Annotated in this window: 17 protein-coding genes and 1 pseudogene; 8 read left to right on the top strand and 10 right to left on the bottom strand. The window is 74.2% G+C overall.

Going from position 1 to position 23,777, the window contains the following annotated elements; translation table 11 throughout:
- Window positions 1–30: 30 nt before the first annotated feature.
- Complete coding sequence (locus OG946_RS33525) at window positions 31–1,434, bottom strand: ABC transporter substrate-binding protein (RefSeq protein ID WP_326799698.1); 1,404 nt, start codon at window positions 1,432–1,434, stop codon at window positions 31–33.
- A gap of 155 nt (window positions 1,435–1,589) precedes the next feature.
- Between OG946_RS33525 and OG946_RS33520 the strand changes: the two genes are divergently transcribed.
- From OG946_RS33520 to OG946_RS33505, 4 genes are all read left to right on the top strand, one after another.
- Complete coding sequence (locus OG946_RS33520) at window positions 1,590–2,636, top strand: zinc-dependent alcohol dehydrogenase (protein WP_326799697.1); 1,047 nt, start codon at window positions 1,590–1,592, stop codon at window positions 2,634–2,636.
- Between the two features lie 76 nt (window positions 2,637–2,712).
- Complete coding sequence (locus OG946_RS33515; RefSeq protein ID WP_326799696.1) at window positions 2,713–3,513, top strand: sugar phosphate isomerase/epimerase family protein; 801 nt, start codon at window positions 2,713–2,715, stop codon at window positions 3,511–3,513.
- Window positions 3,510–4,964: an MGH1-like glycoside hydrolase domain-containing protein gene (locus tag OG946_RS33510; protein ID WP_326799695.1), complete on the top strand. Its 1,455-nt coding sequence runs from the start codon at window positions 3,510–3,512 to the stop codon at window positions 4,962–4,964. Before OG946_RS33515 ends, OG946_RS33510 begins: the two co-directional genes overlap by 4 nt.
- Entirely contained in the window at window positions 4,961–6,949 is a 1,989-nt protein-coding gene (locus OG946_RS33505; protein ID WP_326799694.1) for an amylo-alpha-1,6-glucosidase, read from the top strand. Before OG946_RS33510 ends, OG946_RS33505 begins: the two co-directional genes overlap by 4 nt.
- A 120-nt stretch (window positions 6,950–7,069) precedes the next feature.
- On the opposite strand, the gene nhaA is transcribed toward OG946_RS33505, so the two are convergent.
- Window positions 7,070–8,971 (bottom strand): Na+/H+ antiporter NhaA, encoded by a 1,902-nt coding sequence (gene nhaA, locus OG946_RS33500; RefSeq protein WP_326799693.1) that lies wholly within the window; start codon window positions 8,969–8,971, stop codon window positions 7,070–7,072.
- Window positions 8,972–9,091: 120 nt separating this feature from the next.
- Window positions 9,092–10,732, bottom strand: a complete 1,641-nt coding sequence (gene glpK / locus OG946_RS33495) for a glycerol kinase GlpK (RefSeq protein ID WP_326799692.1) — start codon at window positions 10,730–10,732, stop codon at window positions 9,092–9,094.
- A gap of 104 nt (window positions 10,733–10,836) precedes the next feature.
- On the opposite strand from glpK (OG946_RS33495), the gene OG946_RS33490 reads away from it, so the two are divergent.
- Window positions 10,837–11,604, top strand: a complete 768-nt coding sequence (locus OG946_RS33490) for an IclR family transcriptional regulator (protein WP_326799691.1) — start codon at window positions 10,837–10,839, stop codon at window positions 11,602–11,604.
- Window positions 11,605–11,673: 69 nt separating this feature from the next.
- Window positions 11,674–13,680 carry a glycerol kinase GlpK gene (gene glpK / locus OG946_RS33485; protein ID WP_326799690.1) on the top strand — a complete coding sequence of 669 codons (2,007 nt, stop codon included), beginning with the start codon at window positions 11,674–11,676 and terminating at the stop codon, window positions 13,678–13,680.
- Between the two features lie 24 nt (window positions 13,681–13,704).
- On the opposite strand, the gene OG946_RS33480 is transcribed toward glpK (OG946_RS33485), so the two are convergent.
- From OG946_RS33480 to OG946_RS33450, 7 genes are all read right to left on the bottom strand, one after another.
- Entirely contained in the window at window positions 13,705–13,959 is a 255-nt protein-coding gene (locus OG946_RS33480) for a DUF397 domain-containing protein (RefSeq protein ID WP_326799689.1), read from the bottom strand.
- A 213-nt stretch (window positions 13,960–14,172) separates the two neighbouring features.
- Window positions 14,173–15,072 (bottom strand): DUF5753 domain-containing protein, encoded by a 900-nt coding sequence (locus tag OG946_RS33475; protein WP_326800442.1) that lies wholly within the window; start codon window positions 15,070–15,072, stop codon window positions 14,173–14,175.
- A 171-nt stretch (window positions 15,073–15,243) separates the two neighbouring features.
- Window positions 15,244–16,032, bottom strand: a complete 789-nt coding sequence (locus tag OG946_RS33470; protein ID WP_326799688.1) for an ABC transporter permease — start codon at window positions 16,030–16,032, stop codon at window positions 15,244–15,246.
- An 11-nt stretch (window positions 16,033–16,043) separates the two neighbouring features.
- Window positions 16,044–16,862 carry an SAM-dependent methyltransferase gene (locus OG946_RS33465; protein WP_326799687.1) on the bottom strand — a complete coding sequence of 273 codons (819 nt, stop codon included), beginning with the start codon at window positions 16,860–16,862 and terminating at the stop codon, window positions 16,044–16,046.
- Between the two features lie 130 nt (window positions 16,863–16,992).
- Window positions 16,993–18,189 (bottom strand): hypothetical protein, encoded by a 1,197-nt coding sequence (locus OG946_RS33460; protein ID WP_326799686.1) that lies wholly within the window; start codon window positions 18,187–18,189, stop codon window positions 16,993–16,995.
- A gap of 51 nt (window positions 18,190–18,240) precedes the next feature.
- Complete coding sequence (locus OG946_RS33455) at window positions 18,241–19,017, bottom strand: ABC transporter ATP-binding protein (RefSeq protein ID WP_326799685.1); 777 nt, start codon at window positions 19,015–19,017, stop codon at window positions 18,241–18,243.
- A gap of 169 nt (window positions 19,018–19,186) precedes the next feature.
- Window positions 19,187–20,338 (bottom strand): hypothetical protein, encoded by a 1,152-nt coding sequence (locus tag OG946_RS33450; RefSeq protein WP_326799684.1) that lies wholly within the window; start codon window positions 20,336–20,338, stop codon window positions 19,187–19,189.
- Window positions 20,339–20,467: 129 nt separating this feature from the next.
- On the opposite strand from OG946_RS33450, the pseudogene OG946_RS33445 reads away from it, so the two are divergent.
- Window positions 20,468–20,653: pseudogene (locus OG946_RS33445) on the top strand (chitinase); the annotation flags it as partial.
- A gap of 128 nt (window positions 20,654–20,781) precedes the next feature.
- Complete coding sequence (locus OG946_RS33440; protein WP_326799683.1) at window positions 20,782–23,706, top strand: glycoside hydrolase family 2 TIM barrel-domain containing protein; 2,925 nt, start codon at window positions 20,782–20,784, stop codon at window positions 23,704–23,706.
- Window positions 23,707–23,777: the final 71 nt, after the last annotated feature.

Below are 23,777 nucleotides of genomic sequence, written 5' to 3'. Positions count from 1 at the left end.
GGGTTCCTCGGGGGGAGAGGGGCCGGCCGGTCAGTCAAGGGAGGTCTTCAACGCGTCGACCTCTTCGTACGCCTCGCGCGCGGCCTCCCCGGGACTCGTCTGTCCCGAGGTCATCGCGCCGACGGCCTTGGCGACGGGCAGTTCGCCGTTGGTGGCGCCCACGAGCGCGCCCTCGCCCTGGTCGATGCCCCACCGCTTCATGTCGCCGACGCCGGCGACGAGCTGGTCGAGCAGTTCCGGGGAGAAGACCTCCTCCATGGACTTCCTGGTGTCGACGCCCATGTCGCTGGCGCGCCAGGCGTCGAGGTAGCGCTCGGGCTGCCCGGGGGTGCCGGTGCGGACCGGGATCTTGCCCTCGGGCGCCATGCCGAACCAGTCCTCGTAGCCGGCGCCCATCATGTACTCGATGAACTGGGTGGAGGCCTCGGTCTCGGCGGTCTTGGTGGCGAGCCACGAGGTGATCTCGCCGAACTGGGCGGGCTCCGCGCCGCCGGGGCCCTGGAGCGAGGTGACGATGCCGCTGTTCGCGGCCAGGAACCCGGGGTCGTCCTTGCACTCGGCGCAGCTCGGCATGGCGTCGTTGCGCAGCCCGGCCAGCTCGTCCAGGAGGAACGAGGACCAGATGATCATGCTGGACTGGCCGGCGAAGTAGGTGGCCCGGGTGGTGTCGACGGTCTGCAGCCCGGGCGGGCCGTACTGGCGGGCGAGGGAGTCGTACGTCTCGAAGGCGGTGCGGCACCGTCCGGAGTCCAGGCCGATGCCGCCGTCGCCGTCGACGAGGTCGCAGCCGTTGGCCAGGGCGAGGTCCTCGAAGCTCTGCTGGGTGAAGACGTCGGCGGGGTCGGTGGCGACGGATATCCCGTCGCGGCCCTTGACGTCCAGCGTCTCGGCGGCCCTCAGCAGGCTCGCGTAGTCGTCGGGGACGTCGAGTCCGGCCTCGCGGAACAGGTCCTGGCGGTACGCGACGATCTGCACCCAGGCGTCGGAGGGCACCCCGAGCCGGGTGCCGCCGTCGGCGGTCAGGCGCAGCCCGTTGGCGTCGAACGTGTCCTCGCCGAGCCGGTCGACGACCTCGGCGGGGATGCGGGTGTTCAGCAGCTCGTTGCTGTACATCTGCCAGGCCTGGCCGAGCGGTACGGCGCCGATCACGTCGGGCAGGTCGCCGGCGGCGGCGGCCGACATGATGAGCTGCGGGAGCTGGTTCTCGTCCACGCCGACCAGCTCGACCTCGACGCCGGTCTCGTCCTCGAAGCGGTCGATGACCTTCTGGGTGCTGGCGATGCGGTCGGTCAGGCTCTCCTCCGACCACACGGTGATCTTCCGGTCGGGCTTGCCCGGACCGGAGGCGCCGGTGGCGCAGCCGGCGAGCACACCCATGGCGAGGGTGCTCGCGAGCAGGGCCGAGATCCGCGACCGCCGGGTCCACGTGCGCATGTTCTGATCCTTTGACTGTTCCTTGGATCGACTTAAGCGTTGGCGGACTGCATCACACCACTACTTTTTCATGTTGACAAGACATAAGTCTGAGATATCTTCGACGCAAGTCGTTAACAGCCGTGCCCCCGATCAGCCCCACCGGAGCACCCACCGTGGAACGCGTCGTCCAGTTCACCGCCCCCCGTCAGGTCGAGGTCGCCGAGCACGAGAGCGCCCCGCTCCCGCCAGGCCACCTGCGGGTCCGTACCCGGTACTCCGGTATCTCCGCCGGTACCGAACTCACCGCCTACCGGGGTACGAACCCGTATCTGACCCGCTCCTGGGACCCGGCGGCCCGGCTGTTCCGCGAGGACGCGGCGGGGCTTTCGTATCCGGTCGCCGGCTGGGGCTACTCCGAGGTCGGCGAGGTCACCGAGGTCTCCCCCGAACTCGCCGGCACCCCCGGCCTGCCCGCGCTGGGCGACCTGGTCTGGGGCATCTGGGGCCACCGCAGCGAGGGCGTCGTCCCCGCCGAGCGGATGGCAGGGCACACGCTGCCCGCCGGGCTCGACCCGCTCGCCGGGTCCTTCGCCAGGGTCGGAGCGATCGCATACAACGCGGTCCTCGCCGCCGGCATCCATGTCGGCGAGGACGTCGCCGTCTTCGGGCAGGGCGTCATCGGGCTGCTCGCCACCCGGCTCGCCGCGCTCAACGGCGGCAGCGTGACCGCCGTGGACGCCCTCGGCACCCGGCTGGAGCGGGCCGCCGAGCACGGCGCGGCCCGTACGCTCAACGCCCGCACCGACGCCGTCGCCGAGGGAATACGGGCGGCGACCGAGGGGCGGGGCGCGGATGTCGCCATCGAGATCAGCGGCGCGTACGCGGCGCTGCACGAGGCGCTCCGCTCCGTCGTCGTCGACGGCCGGGTGGTGGCCGCCGGCTTCTACCAGGGCGACGCGGTCGGGCTGCGGCTCGGCGACGAGTTCCACCACAACCGGGTCAGGCTCGTCTGCTCCCAGATCGGCGGCGTCCCGCCGGAGCTGGCCGGGCGGTGGGACCAGCAGCGGCTGCAGCAGACGTTCCTGCGGCTCGTCGCCGACGGCCGCGTCGAGGTGCTGCCGCTGGTCAGCCACGTGGTGCCGGCGGCGGAGGCCGCGGACGCGTACGCCCTGCTCGACGAGCGGCCCGAAGCCGCCCTCCAGGTCGTCCTGGAGTTCTGAGACCGCCGTGCCCGACCCCGCACCCCGCTCCGCGCACCCGCGCACACCCCCCGGCAGAAAGGCCGACCGCCCCGCCATGTTCTCCCTCGCGGCCCAGGAACAACTGCTGCCCGGCGACACCCTCCAGCAGAAGTGGGAGTTCGCGCAGGCCGCCGGCTACGACGGCATCGAGCTGCGCGCCCAGGGCGACCTGCGGTTCGCCGCCCGGCTGCCCGAGCTGAGGCGCGCGCTCGCCGACGGCGTCGTCATGCCCACCGTCTGCGTCGACATGCTGCACTTCTTCGGCGACTTCGACGCCGGGCGGCGCCGCGACGCGGTGGCGCAGATGAAGTCGCAGCTCTCGGTGATCGCCGAGATCGGCGGCGTCGGCGCGCAGACCCCTGCGTCGTACGGGATGTTCTCCCGCCGGCTGCCGCCCTTCACCCCGCCGCGCGACGAGGCGGGCGACCGCGCCGTGCTGCTCGACGGGCTGGCCGAACTGGGCGAGCACGCGCGCCGCGAGGGCGTCGTTCTCTTCCTGGAGCCGCTGAACCGCTACGAGGACCACATGGTCAACCGGCTGGCACAGGCCACGGAACTCATCCGTGCCGCCGGCCTGGACAGCGTGCGGATCGGCATCGACAGCTACCACATGAACATCGAGGAGGCCGACCCCGCCGCCGCGATCCTCGACAACGCCCCCTGGATCGGGCACGCGCAGGTCTCCGACTCCAACCGCTTCCAGCCGGGGGCCGGCCATCTCGACTGGCCCGCCTGGCTCGGCGCGCTCCGCGCCGCCGGCTACACCGGCTGGCTCGCCGCCGAGTGCCGGCTGACCGGCGACCCGGCGGCGGCCGTCGCCGCCGTGCCCGGGTTCCTGCGCAGGGCCGGCGCATGACGGCGGCGCCCGCGGAGGGGCGGGGCGCGACGGCGCTGACGGCGGCGCCCGGCGACGGGCCCGGCGCCGGGGGGTCCGGGCCCGTACGCGCGGACGACCCGTGGCGGGCCGCGGCGGCGGTGCTGCTGGGCAACTGGACGGGGACCTCCACCGTCCCGTCGCGCACGCTGTACCCGCACCAGTGGAGCTGGGACTCGGCGTTCGTCGCGATCGGGCTGCGGCACCTGTCGCCGCGGCGGGCGCAGCGGGAGCTGGAGATGCTGCTCGGCGCCCAGTGGGGCGACGGCCGTATCCCGCACATCGTCTTCAACCCGGCCGTGCCGCACGCCGCTTACTTCCCCGGCCCCGACTTCTGGCGCTCGGCGGGCTCCCCCGCCGGCGGCGGGGGCGGGGCCGCCGGTCCGGGCGCGGGGGCCCGGGCCGGCGCCCCGGCGCACACCCAGACCTCCGGCATCGTGCAGCCGCCGGTGCACGCGCTCGCGGCGCTGCTGGTGCACCGGGCGGACCCGGCGGCCTCCGCGCGCCGCGGCTTCCTGGCGCGCGTGTACCCGCGGCTGCTCGCCTGGCACCGCTACCTCGCCGAGGACCGCGACCTGGGCGGCGCCGGGCTGGCCGCGATCGTCCACCCCTGGGAGTCCGGGATGGACAACAGCCCCTGCTGGGACGGCCCGCTGGCCCGGATCGAGCCGGCCCCGGCGGCGTCGTTCCGCCGCGCGGACCTCGACCACGGCGATCCGGCGGACCGGCCGACCGACCTCGACTACGGGCGGTACGTGCGGCTCGCCGCCGACTACCGCGACGCGGGCTACGCGGACGCGGGGGTGCGGCACGGCTTCGCCGTCGAGGACCCGTGCGTGAACGCGCTGCTGATCGCCTCGGAGGAGGCGATGGCGGAGATCGCGGCGGAGCTGGGCACCGACCCGGGCGGCCACCGGGAGCGGGCCGCGCGGCTGACGGAGGCGCTGGTGGCCCGGCTGTGGGACGCGGAGGCGGGCATCTTCCGCAGCCGCGACCTGCGGGCGGACCGGGCCGTCGAGGAGTACAGCGTCGCCGGACTGACCCCGCTGCTCGCCTCGGGACTGCCGCCCGCGGTGGCGCGGACGCTGCGGGACACCCTGGCGGGCGCGCACTTCCGCCTCGGGGAGCTGCCGCTGGTCGCGTCGTACGACCTGGAGGGCCGGGCGTTCGACCGCACCCGGTACTGGCGCGGCCCGGCGTGGTTCAACACCGCCTGGCTGCTGGAGCGCGGCCTGCGCGGGCACGGCGCCGCCGCGACGGCGGACGCGCTGCGGCACGCGGTGCTCTCCGGGGCGGCCGAGTCGGGGTTCGCGGAGTACGTGGACCCGCTGACGGGCGCGGGCCGGGGCGCGCGGGGCTTCAGTTGGACGGCGGCGCTGGCGCTGGACCTGGCGTCGTCCGGCGGGGAGTGGCCGGGGGCGGGCGCGCGATGAGCGACGGCCGGGTGCTGCTCGCGCGCGCCGGTACGTTCGCGGTGCTCACCCGGGGCGGCGGCGTCACGGGCCGCCGCGGCACGGCACCGGACGGGCTGTTCCGCCACGACGCCCGGCACCTGAGCCGCTGGCTGCTGACGGTCGACGGCGCGGAACCGGCGGTCCTCACCCCGGCCCGCGACGGCTGGATCCCGGCCACGAGCGTCCTCACCCCGCCGGCCGTCCGCGACGCCCCGGCCCCGTACACGGTCTTCCGCGAACAGGCCGTCGCCTCGGGCCTCCTGCTGGAACACCTCCGCCTGGTCAGCAACAGCCCGGACCGGGTGACGGCCCGGCTGGAGCTGCTGGCGGACGCGGACTTCGCGGACCAGTTCGAGCTGCGGTCGGACGGCCGCACGTACGCCCGCCCGCCGGAGGCTGCCCCCGAGGCCCGGGAGCGGCCGGACGGCGTGGAGTTCACGTACCGCCGCGGCGAGGGGTGGCTGTCCCGTACGACGGTGAGGTGCGACCCGCCGCCGGACGAGGTGACGCCGGAGGACCGTCCCGGGGACGGCGCCGGCACCGCCCGGCGGCTCGGGTGGACGCTGACCCTCCCGCCGCACGGCACCGCGGAACTGGCACTGCGCGTCGAAGCCCGCCCGCACGGCGCACCCGCCGTCGCGGACACCGCGACCCCGGCACGGGCCGCCGCCGAACTCCGCGCCGAAGTCGACGCGTTCACCCACCCGCCGGCGGAAGCGGACACCGCCCCCCTCTCCCCCGCCGAGCGCGCCGCGCTCCACGCCGCCTGCACGCACGGGCTCGCCGACCTCGCGCTGCTGCGCGTGCCCGCCGCCGGGCCCCGCGGCGAAGCGCTCTCCGTGCCGGGCGCGGGGATTCCGTGGTTCCTCACGCTCTTCGGCCGCGACTCGGTGCTGACCTCCCTCTTCGCGCTGCCCTACCGTCCCGCCCTCGCCCGCGACACCCTCCTGGCGCTCGCCGCCACCCAGGGCACCCGGCACGACGCCTTCTCCGCCGAGCAGCCGGGCCGCATCGCGCACGAGGTGCGCCACGGGGAGCTGGCCGCCTTCCGGCAGGTGCCGTACGGGCGTTACTACGGCTCCGTCGACGTCACCCCCCTCTTCCTCGTGCTGCTCCAGGCGTACGCCGAGGCCACCGACGACACCGCACTCGCCGCGCGGCTGGAGCCGCAGGCGCGGGCCGCCGCGGAGTGGATGCTGGGCGACGGCGGGCTGGCCGAGCGGGGCTGGCTGGTCTACACGCCCGATCCCGGCGGTCTCGTCAACCAGAACTGGAAGGACTCCGCGGGCGCGATCTGCTTCGCGGACGGCACCCAGGCCGAGGGGCCCGTCGCCGTCGCGGAGGCGCAGGGCTACGCGTACGACGCCCTCGTCCGCACCGCGCGGCTCGCCCGCGGCGTCTGGGGCGACGCCCCGTACGCCGACCGTCTCGACGCCCTCGCCGCCGGGCTGCGCGACCGCTTCCACCGCGACTTCTGGCTGCCCGCCCAGGACTTCCCGGCGCTCGCGCTCGACGGCCGCGGTCGGCAGGTGGACGCGCTCGCCTCGGACGCCGGCCACCTGCTGTGGTCCGGGATCCTGGACCGGGAACGCGGGGAGCGCACCGGGCGGCGGCTGCTCACCGGCGACTTCTTCTCCGGCTGGGCCGTGCGCACGCTGGCGGCCGGTCAACGGCCGTACCACCCGCTGTCGTACCATCGCGGGAGCTGCTGGCCGCATGACAACGCCGTCATCGCCCTCGGCCTGGCCCGCTACGGGCTCGGCGCCGAGGTCCGCGCGCTGACCCGGGGGCTGCTGGCCACCGCGGAGTCGCACGGCTGGCGGCTGCCGGAGGTGCTGGCCGGTTACGCACGCAGCGACCACCCGGCACCCGTACCGTATCCACACGCCTGCTCCCCGCAGGCGTGGGCGGCTGCCACGCCGCTGGCGCTGCTCACCGCAGTCTCCGGGGGCGGCGGAACCTGACGCCCGCCGCCTCCGGTCCCCCCACTTCCGCGTCCCGCACCGAGCCGACCCGCGGCCGGCCCACCGGCGGGGCGCGGCGACGCTGACCGGCCGGTCGCCGCGGCGCTCAGCGCCCGGCGGTCACTCCGCGTCCTCCGCGTCCTCCTCCGCCAGCATCGCCCGCGCCCGCGCGACCCGTACCGCGGCCGAGAGACTGGCGATGTCGTACGCGCCGTGGTGGCGACGCCCGTTGACGAAGAACGTCGGCGTGCCCGCGACCCCGCTGAGGTCCGCGGACTCGGTGTCCGCCGTGACCCGGCCCGCGCCGCTGCCGGCGTACAGGGACCGGCGGAACCGCTCGACATCCAGCCCCAGGTCCGCCGCGTGCTCCAGCAGGTCCCGCGGCGTCAGCCGGTCCTGTGCGGCGAGGAGCCGGTCGTGCATGGGCCAGAACGCGTCCTGCTCGGCCGCCGCCTCCGCGGCCTCGGCGGCGAGCTGGGCCCGCGGGTGCACGTCGGTGAGCGGCAGATGCCGCCAGACGTAGCGGACGTCGCCGAAGTCGGCGAGGAGTTCGCGTACGACGGGCTCGGCCCTGCCGCAGTACGGGCACTCGAAGTCGCCGTACTCGACGACCGTGACGGGCGCCTCCCGCGGGCCGCGGATGTGGTCGCGCTCGTGGTCGACGGGCACGGCGAGGTCCACGACGACGGGCGTGGTGCCCAGGAGCGCGCGGATGCGCCGCGGCTTCGGCAGCCGGGCGGTGGCGAAGGCGACGAGCGCGGTCACGGCGCCCGAGCAGACGACGGCGGTGAGGATCCCGATCTTCGCCTGGGCGAGCTGCTCACCGTGGAACGCCTTCGTGGCGATCAGCAGCGCGACCGTGAACCCGACGCCGGCGATCGTGCCCCCGCCGGCGACCGCCGCCCAGCCGACCGGCGGGCGCGTCCGGCCGCGGCTCAGCCGCGCCGTCATCGCGGTGGCGCCGAGGATGCCCAGCGGCTTGCCCAGCACGTACGCCGCCAGGATGCCCAGCGTCACGGGCGAGGTGAATGCGCGTGACAGCAGCTCGCCGCCGAGCTGGATGCCGGTGTTGGCCAGGGCGAACAGCGGCACGATCAGATAGCTGCTCCACGGGTGGTAGATCCGCTGCAGCCGCTCGTTCGGGGAGATCGCCGAGGCGATGCCCTGCCGCGCCTCCCGCTCCAGCTCCGAGGTGGGCTGCTCCCGGAACGAGCGGAACAGCCCGCTGGCCCGCTCCAGCTCGCTGCGCGGCGCGGGGTAGGCGTACGTGGCGAGCCCGATGAGCAGCCCGACGACGACCGGGTCGATGCCGGACTCCACGAAGGCGACCCACATGGCGACGCCGAGCAGCGCGTAGACGGCGCCGCGCCTGCTGCCGGCGGTGCGCAGGACCACGATCGCCGCGAAGAACACCACGCCGGCGAGCAGCGCGGGCCACGTCACGGAGCTGCTGTACACGAAGGCGATGACGGCCAGGGCGACGAAGTCGTCGACGACGGTGATGGTGAGGACGAAGGTGTACAGCCGCCGCGGGAACCGCTTGCCGAGGAGGGCCAGCACGCCGAGGGCGAAGGCGGTGTCGGTGGACATCGCGACACCCCAGCCGGAGGCGGAGGAGTCGCCGGCGTTGATGCTCAGGTAGATGAGCACCGGTACGAGCATCCCGGCGACGCCGGCGACGAACGGCAGCGTCATCCGGTGCCGTTCCCGCAGCTCCCCCATGTCGAACTCGCGCCGCGCCTCCAACCCGACGACCAGGAAGAACAGCGTCATCAACCCGGTGTTGACCCACTCGCGCAGGTCCATGCCGAGACTGCGGTCGCCCAGTTCGACGGACAGGTGGGTGTGCCAGAAGTCCGCGTAGCTGCCGGGTGCGGCATTCGCCCAGACGAGGGCGATGACGGCGGCGGCGACGAGGAAGGTGGCGCTGCCGCTCTCGGTGCGGATGAACGTCCAGCGGGCCGAGGTGGTCGGACCGTCCGTCGTCCGGTCGGCGGGTGGGGCGGCGTCCGGCTGCGGCATGTGCTCGGTCTCCCTCGTCTCGCGAACCATGGTCGGCGGGAGGAAGGGGGTGCCGCCGTGGCCGATAGTACGCGCCGCGCACCAGTGCCGGGAGTACGCACTTTCGGCACGGCGCCGAGGTCACGGCAGGTCCGGGGCCCGGGTATCCTCGGTCCAGCCCATGGTGCGCTGGACTGCTTTGAGCCAGTTGTTGTATTCGCGGTCGCGGGTTTCGGTGTCCATGCGGGGGGTCCATTCGGCGGCGCGGCGCCAGTTGGCGCGCAGGGCGTCGGTGTCGGGCCAGTAGCCGACGGCGAGTCCGGCCGCGTAGGCGGCTCCCAGGCAGGTGGTCTCGGCGACCAGGGGGCGGACGACGGGGGCGTCGAGGACGTCGGCGAGGGTTTGCATGAGGAGGTTGTTGGCGGTCATGCCGCCGTCGACCTTCAGGGAGGTCAGCTCGACCCCGGAGTCTTTGGTCATCGCGTCGACGATCTCGCGGGTCTGCCACGCGGTGGCTTCCAGCACCGCCCGGGCGAGGTGTGCCTTGGTGACGTAGCGGGTGAGGCCGGCGATGACGCCGCGGGCGTCGTCGCGCCAGTAGGGGGCGAACAGGCCGGAGAAGGCGGGTACGAAGTAGGCGCCGCCGTTGTCTTCGACGCTCAGGGCGAGGGTTTCGATTTCGGCGGCGGTGGAGATGATGCCCATCTGGTCGCGCATCCACTGCACCAGCGCGCCGGTGATGGCGATGGATCCTTCCAGGGCGTAGACGGCGGGTTCGTCGCCGATGCGGTAGCCGACGGTGGTGAGCAGGCCGTTTTCGGAGTGGACGGGTTCGCCGGCGGTGTTCATCAGCAGGAAGGTGCCGGTGCCGTAGGTGGATTTGGCTTCGCCCTGGGCGAAGCAGGTCTGTCCGAAGAGTGCGGCTTGCTGGTCGCCCAGTGCGGAGGCGACGGGGATGCCGGTCAGGGTGCCGGAGGCGGCGTGGCCGTAGACCTCGGCGGAGGAGCGGATCTGGGGGAGTACGGCTTGGGGGATGCCCATGGCCTGGCAGATGCCGGGGTCCCAGTCGAGGGTTTCGAGGTTCATGAGCATGGTGCGGGAGGCGTTGGTGACGTCGGTGACGTGGACGCCGCGGCCGGGGCCTCCGGTGAGGTTCCAGATGACCCAGGAGTCCATGGTGCCGAAGAGGATGTCGCCTGCCTGGGCGCGGGCGAGGAGGCCGGGGGTGTTGTCGAGGAGCCAGCGGATTTTGGGGCCGGCGAAGTAGGAGGCAAGGGGCAGGCCGGTGGCGGTGCGGAAGCGGTCTTGTCCTTCGGTGCCGCCGAGTTGGCGGCAGAGTTCTGCGGTGCGGGTGTCCTGCCAGACGATGGCGTTGGCGACGGGTTCGCCGGTGTTCTTGTCCCAGAGCAGGGTGGTTTCGCGTTGGTTGGTGATGCCGATGGCTTTGACGTCGGCGCGGGTGATGCCGGCTTTGGCGACGGCGCCGTCGACGACTTGCTGGACGTTGCGCCAGATCTCGGTGGCGTTGTGCTCGACCCAGCCGGGCCTGGGGAAGATCTGCTGGTGTTCCTTCTGGTCCACCGACACGATCCGGCCATCGGTGTCGAACACGATGCACCGGCTCGAAGTCGTCCCCTGATCGATAGCCGCAATGAACGGGCCGGGGCGCTGCGGGGAGGGGGCGCTGAAATCGTCGGTCACGGTCTGCTCCTGCTCCGAAACGTCGCATCGGTCGCCGGGACCGTGCCGCTGCGCCGGCACCCCGGCCCGTGGTGAGTACATGACCAGCGCGGAATCCCGCCGTCAACGACGCCCTGCCGACATTGTCGAACGAATCTGCTGCACCCCGCTTTCACCGGCGGGGCGCGGAGGCTTATGGTCGGCGCGTGCCAGGTCCGGTTCAGTCGGTTGAACGCGCGGCGGCGATACTGCACTTGCTGGCGCGCGGTTCCGGCCGCCTCGGAGTCAGCGAGCTGGCCGGATCGCTGGGCCTGGCGAAGGGCACGGTGCACGGGCTGCTGCGGACACTGCAGCAGGTGGGGTTCGTCGAGCAGGACCACGGCACCGGCAAGTACCGGATCGGCGACACGCTCCGCGACCTCCGCTCCGGCCACGTCGACGCCAACGAGCTCCGCTCCCGCGCCCTGAACTGGGCCGACGGGCTGGCCGCCAGAAGCCGCGAGGCGGTGCGCATCGGCGTCCCGGCCGACGGCCGGGTCCTCGTCGTCCACCACGTCTTCCGGCCCGGCGACCCGCAGCAGACCCTCGACGTGGCCGCGACGCTGCCGGCGCACGCGACCGCGCTGGGCAAGGTGCTGCTCGCGTACGACGTGAACGCCCCGGCGGCGGCGGGCGGCGAGCCCCCGGCCGCGTACACGCCCAGGACGCTGACCGCGCCCGCGGCGATCCTGGCGGAACTGCGGCGGGTGCGCGAGGCGGGCTGGGCCGGCGAGCACGGCGAACGGCGCCTGGAGGAGGCGGGGATCGCGGCGCCGCTGCGCGGCCCGGGCGGTCTCGTCGTCGGCGCGCTCGGCATCTCGGGACCGGCCGAGCGGCTCTGCGAGCGCTCCGGCATGCTGCGCGAGGACCTGGTGGGGCTGGTGCTCGGCACGGCCAGGTCGGTGTCGCGGGACCTGGGCGCGTCCCGCCGGTGACGGCCGCGCGGGACCGGGGAGACGAGACGGGCTGTCCGGGCGGGGCAGCCGGTACGGAGCGGGGGCGGCGTGGTGCAGCGGTACGTGATGTCGGTGGACCAGGGCACGACGTCCACCCGGTGCATCCTCTTCGACGCCCAGGGCCGGCTGGTCTCCGTGGTGCAGCGCGAGCACAAGCAGTACTTCCCGCGGCCCGGCTGGGTCGAGCACGACGCCGTGGAGATCTGGCGGAACCTGCGCCGGATCGTGCCGCGGACCCTGGCGGAGGCGGGCGCCGACGCCGGCCAGGTCGTCGCGCTGGGCATCGCCAACCAGCGGGAGACGACGGTGCTGTGGGACCGGCACACCGGCCGCCCGGCCGCCCGCGCCGTCGTCTGGCAGGACACCCGTACCGACGAGCTGGCCGACCGGCTCGCCCGGGACCCGCGCGCGGACCGGGTGCGCGCGCTCTGCGGGCTGCCGCTGGCCACGTACTTCTCCGCGCCGCGGATCCGCTGGCTGCTGGACTCCACCCCCGGGCTCCGGGAGCGGGCGGAGCGCGGTGACGTGCTGTTCGGCACGATGGAGAGCTGGCTGATCTGGAACCTGACCGGCGGGCCCGCGGGCGGGCTGCACATCACCGACGTCACCAACGCCAGCCGCACGATGCTGATGAACCTGCGCACGCTGTCGTGGGACGACGAGCTGCTGGACTTCTTCGGCGTGCCGAAGGCGATGCTGCCGGAGATCCGCTCCTCCACGCAGACGTACGGCACGACCACCACCGTCGTCCCCGGCATCCGCATCGCCGCGGCCCTCGGCGACCAGCAGGCGGCCCTCTTCGGCCAGACCTGCTTCGCTCCCGGCGAGGCCAAGTGCACGTACGGCACGGGCAGTTTCCTGCTGCTCAACACCGGCGAGACCCCGGCGGCCTCCCGGCACGGGCTGCTGACGACCGTCGGCTTCAAGATCGGGGACGAGCCGGCGGTGTACGCGCTGGAGGGCTCGATCGCGGTGACGGGGTCGCTGGTGCAGTGGTTCCGCGACGGGCTGCAGCTGATCGGCAGCGCGCCGGAGATCGAGACGCTGGCGCAGACCGTCGACGACAACGGCGGCTGCTACATCGTGCCGGCGTTCTCGGGGCTGTTCGCGCCGCACTGGCACAGCGAGGCGCGGGGCGTGATCGCCGGGCTCACCTCGTACATCACCAAGGGGCATCTGGCGCGGGCGGTGCTGGAGGCGACGGGCTGGCAGACGCGGGAGGTGGTGGACGCGATGAACGCCGACTCGGGTCTGGCGCTCTCCGGCCTGCGCGTCGACGGGGGCATGACGGCGGACAACCTGCTGATGCAGTTCGTCGCCGACGTCCTGGACGTGCCCGTCGTCCGGCCGATGATGGCGGAGACGGTCTCGCTGGGCGCGGCGTACGCGGCGGGGCTCGCGGTCGGCTACTGGCCGGACCTGGAGGGGCTGCGGCGCAACTGGCACCGGGCGGCCGAGTGGCTGCCGCGGATGCCGGAGAGCCGCAGGACCGCGGAGTACGCCAACTGGCGCCACGCGGTGGGCCTGACGTTCGGCTGGACCCGTCCTGCGGAGAGCCCGCCGCCGTCGGGGGCCGACGTGGTCGACCTGGTGCTGGCCGACCACCGCAGGGTGGAGCACCTGCTCAGCGCGCTGCGCAGCGAGGAGGCGGACCGGCGCGCGGTGCTGCACGAGCTGGCGGGGCTGCTGGTGGCGCACGTGGAGGCGGGCCGGGCGGCGGCGCGCTCCGGCGCCGGCTCGGCGGGATACGCGCTCTGCCCCGACGACGCCGGCCACGGCCCGGCGGCGGTCGCACGCGCCCTGCTGGCGCTGCTGCGCCTGGACGAGCCCGCGGGGCCGGAGTTCGACGCCGCACTGGACCGTCTGGGCACCGTCGCCGCCGGGCACATCGCCGCCGGGGAGCGCGTCCACCTCAACGCGCTGCGCCGCGGCGCCTCCGTGCAGGAGCGCGCCGTCCTGGGCCGCGCGTACGCCGTGGCGCGCGGGCGACTGCGCGCCTCCGGCTGCGAGAGCGCGGCCCGGGTCGCGGCGCTGGCGGGCGAGTCCGTGACGTAGCCGCGCACCTCCGTGGCGCTCCGGTCAGGCGCCGGCGGTGCCGCGGCCGGTGACGAGGTCGTCGAAGTCCCCTTCCTTGGCGGCCCGCAGGAACGCGGCAAGACCCGCGGTCCCGTAGACCAGCGCGGGGCCCTGCGGGTCCCGCGAGTTGCGGACCGCGACCTCCCCGCCGGACAGCCCGGCCAGCTCCACGCACTCGCCGTTGGGGTTGCTGTGGTGGCTCTTGCGCCACTCGACGTTCCCCAGCCGGCCCGCGGGCACACCGTTCTCGACCTGCATGGCTGCTCCTTCCCACTGATCTTTTGCGTACTGTACTTGCGTCTGTGCTTGCGGATGCACTTACAGATGAAATTTCATCCGGCGGTCACCGAGCGCTCGGAGCACAGTGGCGCACGGTGATCGAATCCGGCCGAACTGCCGTACGGGAGCAGGGAAAAGCCCCGCGGGCCGCGGGGTCCGGGGGGCTGCGAAGGAGGTGCGGGCGGGGGCCCGTCAGGTGGCGTGCAGGAGCTGCCGCAGGAACGTGTCGGTGTTCGTCAGCTCCGTGGCCGGCGCCGCCAGCCGGTCGACGGCCAGGCGGTGCCGCTCGACGTCGTCGGCGTCGTCGAGGTAGAGCGCGCCGGTGAGCTGTTCCAGGTACGCGATGTCAGGCAGGTCCGCCTCGGCGAAGCGCAGCAGCGTCACCGAGCCGGCCAGCACCGTCGCGGCGGAGGTGTGCAGCGGCACGACGTGCACCGCGATCTCCGGGAACTCCGCGCTGTGCAGCCGGATCAGATGGCGTATCTGCTCGCGCATCACCGCGGGGCCGCCCACGCTGCGGCGCAGCGCGCCCTCGTCGATGAGCTGCCAGCAGCGCGGCGGGTCGGACCTGGCGAGGAGCTGCTGGCGCCGCTCCAGCAGGTCGACGCGGCGGGCCACGGCGCCGGCGCTGTCGTCGGGGTACGTCAGCCGCGCGAGCGCGGCGGCGTAGGCGGGGGTCTGGAGCAGGTCCGGCACGCGGTGCGACTGGTAGCCGCGGATGAGCGTCGCGCCCTCTTCGAGCCCGAAGTACGTTTCCAGCCAGCGCGGCGTCAGATCGCCGTACTGCTGCCACCAGCCGGGGGTGTTGGCGCCGCGGGCCAGCGCGAGGTACGTTTCGCGCTCCCGGATGTCGGTGACCGCGTAGAGCGTCAGCAGGTCCGCGATGTCGCGCTCCTTGCAGCCGCCCTGGCCGCGCTCCAGCCGGCTCATCTTGGGCACCGAGGCCCGGATCGCCTGCGCCGCCGCGTCGAGTCCGACGCCGCGCCTGACGCGCAGCCTGCGCAGCCGGGAGCCGAGGACGATCCGCCGGATCGTGGGCCCGCCCCGGCCGGGGTCCACGCCGCCCCCGGGCAGCCGGCGCCCACCGGCCACCGGTAGTACTGACCCCGCCATCTCCCCTCCCCCGCCGGTCGGTTCACCATCCCGTCGCCAGCGCGGAATCATACCCGTCCGGGGCGTCTTTCCCGAACCTTCGTCCGGTTTTCGCCTACCGGATCGGACGTACGGACCCGTTGCGCCGAGCGGGCGGCGTACCGGAGGGGATCAGCTCTTCGCGCCCGGTTCGTCCACCGACTCGTGCCAGCCCCCGACGACGATCCGGGCGAGCCAGCCGAAGAACCAGAAGACCAGCACGCCGAAGAGCGAGGAGACCAGCACCGCCGCGAGCAACTGCTCGGACTGCAGCCGCGACTGGTAGAGGTCGATGAGCACCCCGATGCCGGGCTGCCCCTGGCGGAAGAAGAAGTCGCCGACGATGGCGCCGACCACGGACATCCCGGCGGCGATCCGCAGCCCGGTGAAGATGTGCGGCAGCGCGGCGGGCAGTTGGAGCTTCCACAGCCGGGTCAGCCGGCCCGCGTTCTGGAGCCTGAACAGGTCGTGGTACGAGGAGTCGGCGGAGCGGATGCCGAAGAGCGTGCTGGTGAGGATGGGGAAGAAGGCGATGATGACGCAGACGAGCACCCGGGTGGAGAACCCGTAGCCCCACCAGAAGCCGAAGAGCGGGACCAGGGCGAGGATCGGCGTCACCTGCAGCACGACGAAGTACGGGAAGAGGGAACGTTCCAGCCACCGGGCCTGGCTCATCAGGATCGCCATCGCGATCGCCCCGGCCGCCGAGATGAGCAGCCCGAGCGAGGCGACCTGCGCGGACAGCAGCAGGGCGTCGAGGAGTTCGGCCCGGTTGTCGCCGTCGAGGAACCCCACCCGCACCACGTCGTGCGGCGGCGGGAAGAGGAAGCGCCGGTCCTCGGCCAGCACCACCATGCTGATCAGGTACCACACGCCCACGGCGATACCGGCCACCAGCACGGCGGGCAGCCTCCGGAGCAACGGGCGCAGGTTCATGGCTTGACGGCCACCAGCGTGTAGGCGTTTCCCTCGGTACGGTCCGGGTGCCGGGGGCGCCAGCGGTGCGCGACCACCACGCCGGGGTCGACCGGCTCCCAGCCGTCGATGATCCGCTTCAGCTCGGCGCGGCTGCGCTCCACCATCGGCGTCGCGCCGCACGCCCACGCCTTGGTGAGCCGGCTCACCCGGGAGTCGAGTTCGGCGGATATCTGGGACGCGGCGAGGTAACTCCCCGAGACCACCCCGCGGCGGACGCGTGCCACCAGGTCCGCCGGGTCGTCCTCGTCGAGCAGGAAGTGGAGCAGCCCGACCATGAGCACGGCCACGGGCCGGTCGAGGTCCAGCACGGCGCGGGTGTCCGGGTGGGTGAGGATCAGCTCGGGCCGCCGGACGTCGCCGGCGAAGGCGGCGGTCAGGATCCCGTCGGTGTGCAGGGCCTGCATGTGCGCCACGGCGACGGGGTTGTAGTCGACGTAGACGATCCGGGTGTCGGGGGCGATGCCGTGCGCGATCTCGTGGACGTTGGGCATGCGCCGCTGCGGCAGGCCGCAGCCGATGTCGAGGATCTGGCGGATGCCCGCCTCCCCGACCAGGTAGCGCACGGCCCGTTCCAGGAAGAGCCGCTGGGCGCGTACGCGCATCTTCACGTCCGGCATGAAGGTGGCCTCGACCTCGTCCACCAGCGCGCGGTCCGGGCCGAGGTTGTCGCTGCCGCCGAGGTGGTAGTCGTACGTGCGGGAGGCGTGGGGGGCCGTGGGATCGGGCAGGGGCGACGTGCCGTGGGGCCCGTCGGCTATGCCGTTGTCGCTCATGTTCCTCTCCGCGTCGGCCGCGTACGGCCGTGGCTGTGCCGGCCCGCACCGCGGTGCGGGCCGGGAGGGCAGCGTACTCCACCGCGCCGCCGGGGCCCGCGGTGCGCGGTCCCGGCGGTCGGGCAGCCGGTCATCCGCCGTGTCCGATGGCGGTGTCGAGGAACTCGTTGGTCACGACGTCCGCGGGCTTCAGACCGTCCTTCACGGGCTTCTTCTGCTCGGCGAAGATCGGCTCGCCGATGTCGATGATCTCCTGGACCCGCCTGGTCTCGAAGTTCCCGACGGTGGTGTCCTCGCCCTCGGCGTCGTCCGAGGCGATCCCGAGCTTCTTCATCTCGCCGATCCCGTACTTCGCGATGCCCTCGGTGAGCACGTCGCCGCCCTTGTACTGCTCGGCGATGTCCACGATGGTGGCGATGGCCGCGTCCGGGTCGCGGAGGTAGTCGACCTGCGACTGCTGGATTACCGGGATCAGCTTCTCCAGGCAGGGCGCCAGTCCGGCCTTCGCCTCGGGGCGGACGACGAGGGAGGGCCCGTAGATCGGGTAGCCGGCCTCGTAGACGAGCTGGCCCTTGACGGGCTTCATCCAGTCGTCGATCTCGTTCTCGAACATGTACGGGTCCTCGGCCGCGTACCCGGAGGAGGCGAGCTTGCCGCCGGAGGCCACGAAGCGCGCGGGCGAGCCGTCGAAGGAGCCGTCCACCTGGTCCTTCTTGAGGATCCCGGTGCCGGTCAGATACTCCATGTACGTGTCGCCGCCGGAGTACAGCACGGTGGTATCGGACTTGCCGACGTCCTCGATGGTCTCGAACTCCGGGTAGGTCTCCGGGTCCCAGTAGATCATCGTCGGGTCCTTCTCCAGCAGCGCCAGCACCGCGGTGGTGGGCTGGGTGGCCGAGAGCTGGACGATCTCGTCGAAGCCGCCGACCACGCCGAGGTCGATGTCCTCGTCCGTGTACATCTGCGCGGAGGTGGCGGCGAAGCCGATCGCCGGGCCGCCGGCGCGCAGTTCGAGCGAGATGCCGGTGTCCTTGCCGCCTGCGACCAGCGGTGCGGTGGCCCGTTTGCGGTCCGCGTCCACCTCGGGTTCGTCGCCGAGGAGCGCGTACAGCGGGCCGAAGGCGGTGGCGTTCGGCAGCCACGACGTCTGCACGGTCACGGTCTCGGGGCACACACCGGCCAGGGAGCCCGCGCCGCTCTTCGCCGCGGGCGACGGCTCCTTGCCGCCGGCGTCGTCATCCCCGTCGTCTCCGCAGGCGGCGGTGGTCAGCAGCACGCCGGCGACGAGGGGCACGGCTAAGGAGCGCAGGTGACTCTTCAGGCGCATCGGGGGTTCCTCCGGTGGGGGTCGGGGGCCGATCGGTTCTTCGTACGGTGCTCAGCGGGCGGAGGCGCGCATGCAGGCGGACACCTCGGCCGCGATGCGGTTCAGCTCGGGGTCGTAGCGCAGGCTCTCGGTCCGCGGATAGCCGAACGGGACGGCGAACTCGCCGCAGACGCGCCCCGGCCGGGGGGACATCACCAGGACCCTGGTGGACAGGTAGACCGCCTCCAGCACGGAGTGCGTGACGAAGACGGCCGCGAACCGCTCGGCGGCGAAGAGCCGCAGCAGGTCGTCGTCCAGCCGCTCGCGGGTGATCTCGTCCAGGGTGCCGAACGGCTCGTCCAGCAGGAACAGCTCCGGCCGCAGCGTGAGGGAGCGGGCCAGGGAGACGCGCATGCGCATGCCGCCCGACAGCGCTCGGGGCCGGTGGCCGGCGAAGTCGGTGAGGCCGACCAGCTCCAGCGCGGCGTCGGCACGCTGGCGCCGCTCGGCGCGCGGGACGCCGCGCAGTTCGCCGAAGAGCTCGACGTTCGTGCGCACCGAGCGCCAGGGCAGCAGCGTCGGGTCCTGGAAGACGTAGCCGAGGCGGTCGGCGCGGGCGGCCACGGCGCCGGCGGTGGGCTCGACGAGGCCGGCGGCGATGCGCAGCAGGGTGGTCTTGCCGCAGCCGGAGGGGCCGACGATGGACACGAACTCGCCGGCGCCGACGTCGAGGTCGACGGGGTCGAGCGCGCGGGTGCCGTCGGGGAACTGCTTCTCGACGGCACCGAGGGAGAGGACGGGTCCCGTACCGGACACGGGTGCGGCCTCGTCGGCGTCGGCGACGGTCATGGGCCCACCTCCCGGCGCCCCGGCGGGTGGTCGGGCCGCCGGGCAGATTCCTGCACCGCGGCGGGCGCCGCGGGCTCGGGGCCACAGAGGCTACGGGATGGGAACGCGACCCGGTACGCGGGGTGCCCTCCGGGCGGCCGGCGGTGAAGAGGGCACCCCGGGATCCGGGTCAGCGCTTGTCGTGCGGGTGGCCCGGATGGGCGGTGTGCCGCCAGACGTCCAGCAGGCGGGCGGCCGAGCCGCCGATCGGGCCGACGGCGTCGGCGAGGACGTCCGGTGCGGGCAGCCGCGCGGAGGTGACGGCCGGCACCGCCTCCGCCGGGTCGTCGATGGTCGAGGAGCACACAGCCAGCAGGTAGTCCGGCACCGTCAGCCCGGCGCCGGTGACGCCGACCAGCGGCACGCCGACCGCCGCGACCAGCGGGAAGACCGTGCCCGGGATGCCGACCGCCGCCTCCGCCCGCGCCGACGCCTGGAGCGACGGCACGTCGCTGATCTCGTACGCGTCCCACAGCTTGGGGTTCTCGCGCGGGTGCAGGCCGACCAGGATCCGCTTGCCCGCGGCCCGCAGCTTCTCGGCCGCCGCGAGCAGCAGTTCGGTGCCGGGCGCGGCGCCGCCGGTGCCGTCGGGGTGCGTGACGCTGGTCAGGACGAGTACGAGGCCGGGCTCAGGACGGTGCTCCGGCAGCGTGTCGGTCTGCGGCGAGCCGACCGCCCGGATCCGGCGCCGGACGCCCAGGTAGCTCCCGAACGCACGCGCCTCGGCCGGCGAGGAGGAGGTGACGGCGCGCAGCCGGGGCCGCAGCAGCCCTGCGCCCGGGGCCTGCTGGGGCCCGAGGTAGGCCAGCGAGCCGGCCGCCACCGGCAGCCGCGGGAAGCGCGCGACGCACTCCAGCGGCCAGTCACCGGCGCCGGTGACGACCAGCAGATCGGCGCGCGGCGCGGCCTGCGGCGTGGTGACGGGCACGGGGTCGCCGGGCTGGACCCCCGAGGTGTCGGGGACGAGTTGGGTGATCCGCACGCCGCGCCGCGCGGCCTCCGCGAGCAGCGGCTTGACGTGGTACGTACCCCACGGCTCGTTCGTCGCGACGAGCACCCGCAACGGGCGCCCGGGGCCCCCGCGGCCGCCCGCGGCCGGCGCGGGACCGGCGCCGAGCGCGGCGAGCCCGGCGGCGCCGGCCGTCGCGGTGAGCCCGCGCAGCACCCGGCGGCGCGACGGCGCGGTCAGGGGCCCGGCGGAAGCGGCCGATCCGGCCGCGGCGGCGGGGACTTCGGGGACGTCCGGGGCTGCGGGGACTCCCGCGTCGTACAGGGTGGGCATGGGCGGCACGCTAGGCAACGCTGCGAACTCGCAGGTGAACGCGGCACGAACAGCTTCCCCGTGGCCCACCCCGCGACCTTTGGTCCAGACCTCTTGGCGAAAGGTCTGGACCAACTTACCTTGTGCCGCAAGCAGGCCCCCGGCCTGCCCGCGCAGCCCGGCGCGGGCGGCGGCCACATGACGCCGGGGCTGGTGTCGCAGGCGTGGAGCCACTTCGGCGGCGCCCTCAAGGGCCTGATGACCTGGTCGATCAACTGGGACGGCGCGCGCGGCTGGTCCTTCGGCGACAACGTCAAGTCGCTCCAGGGCCGCTGACCGACGCGCCCCGGCCGCTCGTCCCCCACGGCGAGCGGCCGGGGCGGCACAGAAGTCCAACCGGTGTCCGAAAAGTCCAATGGCTCTGCGCGCGGCGTCTGTTGTGCCGCGCCCCCCGGCGGGATCAGATGGATCTCATGCACGATCCGGCTCTCCCCGCCCACGAAGACCCCGCACCCGGCACCGGCACCCTGCCGCCGCGCGCGTGGTACGCCCGCTCCGACGCCGCCCGGCTGCCGCTGAACGGGGCCTGGCGCTTCCGGCTCTCCCCCACCGCCACCACCCACGACACGTCCTTCGCGGAACCCGGCCACGACACCTCCGGCTGGGACGAGATCGCCGTCCCCGGGCACTGGGTGCTCCAGGGCGGCGGCCGGCACGGCACGCCCGCGTACACCAACACCCCGTACCCCTTCCCGGTCGACCCGCCGCGGGTGCCGGACGGGAACCCGACCGGCGACCACCTGCACACCTTCGACCTGCCCGGCGGCTGGCCCGCCGCCCCGCTGCCCGCGGACGAGGCCGTGCTGCGCTTCGACGGGGTGGACTCGCACGCGCGGGTCTGGCTCAACGGCACGGAGCTGGGCGAGTTCAAGGGCTCCCGGCTGCCGCACGAGTTCGCCGTCGGCGCGCTGCTGCGCCCCGCGGGCAACGTGCTGGCCGTCCGCGTCCACCAGTGGTCGGCCGGCTCGTACCTGGAGGACCAGGACCAGTGGTGGCTGCCCGGCATCTTCCGCGACGTCACGCTGCTGCACCGGCCCGCGGGCGCCGTCCGCGACTTCTTCGTGCACGCCTCGTACGACCATGTGACCGGCACCGGCACCCTGCGCGTGGACTGCGCTCCCGGCGGCCGGGTCACCCTGCCGGAACTGGGCGTCGACATCGCCACCGGCGAGTCCGTCACGGTGCCGGCCGAGCCGTGGACCGCGGAGCTGCCGCGGCTGTACGCGGCCGAGCTGGCCACCGCGGGGGAGCGGATCCCGCTGCGGGTGGGCTTCCGCACCGTGGCCGTCGAGGGCGGCGTGCTCAGGGTCAACGGCCGCCGCATCCTGCTGCGCGGCGTGAACCGGCACGAGTTCCACCCCGAGCACGGCCGCGCCGTCGACGAGGCGACGATGCGCGCGGACGTGCTGCTGATGAAGCGGCACAACGTCAACGCCGTACGCACCAGCCACTACCCGCCGCACCCCGCGTTCCTCGACCTCTGCGACGAGCTGGGGCTGTGGGTGATCGACGAGTGCGACCTGGAGACGCACGGCTTCGGCGCCCTCGGCTGGCGCGGCAACCCCGTCGACGACGAGCGCTGGACCCCGGCGCTGCTGGACCGCGCCGCGCGCATGGTCGAGCGGGACAAGAACCATCCGTCGGTCATCATGTGGTCGCTGGGCAACGAGTGCGGCTCCGGCGCGGGACTGACCGCCATGGCCGACTGGATCCGCGGCCGTGACCCCGGCCGGCTCCTGCACTACGAGGGCGACCCGACCAGCCGCGACACCGACGTCTACTCCCGGATGTACGCCGACCACGACGAGGTCCGCCGCATCGGCGAGCGCACCGAGGACCCCCTCGAAGAACCGGCGCTGGACGCGCGCCGCCGGGCGCAGCCGTTCGTGCTCTGCGAGTACGCGCACGCCATGGGCAACGGCCCCGGCGGACTGGCGGACTACCAGCGGCTGTTCGAGACGTACGAGCGCTGCCAGGGCGGCTTCGTCTGGGAGTGGATCGACCACGGCATCGCCCACCCCGAGCTGGGCTTCGCCTACGGCGGGGACTTCGGCGAGGAGCTGCACGACGGCGCCTTCGTCTGCGACGGCCTGGTCTTCCCGGACCGCACGCCGTCGCCGGGGCTCACCGAGTTCGGCCACGTCATCCAGCCGGTGCGCATCGGTCCCGGGGACTCCCCGGGGCAGGCCGTCGTCACCAACCTGCACGACTTCGCCGGCCTGGACCACCTCGCGTTCTCCTGGTCGTACGCCGTGGACGGCGCGGAGACGGAGAGCGGGCCGGTGGCGGTGCCGCCGCTGGCGCCGGGCGAGAGCGCGAAGGTCGAGCTGCCCGCGCCCGGCGCCCCGCCCGCGGGCGAGGCGCAGTGGACCGTCACCGCGCGGCTCGCCGCGGACACCGCGTGGGCGCCGGCGGGGCACGTCGTGGCGCGCGGGCAGTGGTCCGCCGCGCCGCGCCCGCCGCTCGCGCGGCCCGCGGGGGCGGCGCCCGTACGCGACGACGCGCTGATCAGGCTCGGCCCGGCGGTATTCGACGCGCGGACGGGCGAGCCGCGGACCCTGGCCGGGGTGCCGGTGGAGGGGCTGCGGCTGGAGGTGTGGCGGGCGCCGACCGACAACGACCTCGGCGCCGACTGGCTGCCCGAGACGGAGCTGGCGCGGCGCTGGCGCAAGGCGGGGCTGCACCGGATGCGGCACCGGACGGACGCGGTGGAGACCGCGGACGGCGGGCTGACGGTCCGTACCCGGGTGGCGCCGGCGGCCACCGACCTGGGCCTTGCCGCCGAGTTCCGCTGGACCGCGGACGGGGACCGGGTGGCGCTGACCGTGTCGGTGACGCCGGAGGGCGACTGGCGGGTGCCGCTGCCGCGGCTGGGGATCCGCTTCGCGCTTCCCGCCGCGTACGGCGCGGTGCGCTGGTACGGCGGCGGTCCCGGCGAGGCGTACCCGGACACGGGCACGGCGGCGCTGCTGGGGCGCTGGTCGGCGAGCGTCGACGAGTTGCAGACGCCGTACGTGCGCCCGCAGGAGAACGGCGCGCGGGCCCGGGTGCGCTGGGCGGAGCTGACGGGCGCCGGGGCCGGTGCGGGGCTGCGGGTCGAGGGCGAGCCGGAGTTCGCGCTGACGGCCAGGCGCTGGACCACCGCGGAACTGGACGCCGCGACGCACCGCCCCGACCTGGTACCGGGCGACCGGGTGCACGTGACACTCGACCACGCCCGCCACGGCATCGGCTCGGCGTCCTGCGGTCCCGGCGTGCTGCCGCAGTACGAACTGGCGGCGCGCCCGGCGGCGTTCACGTTCGTCTTCTCCGCCGCGGAAGGACGCTGACGCGCGGGGCCCGCCCCGCCCGGATCCTCCCGGGCGGGGCGGGCCGGGGCGCCCGTCTTCAGGCCGGCGCC

Origin of the sequence: Streptomyces sp. NBC_01808, assembly GCF_035917395.1 — a bacterium.
Lineage (GTDB): Bacteria > Actinomycetota > Actinomycetes > Streptomycetales > Streptomycetaceae > Streptomyces.
The sequence above is the reverse complement of the archived record's forward strand: the minus strand, read 5'-3'. Positions and strand labels throughout refer to the sequence as shown.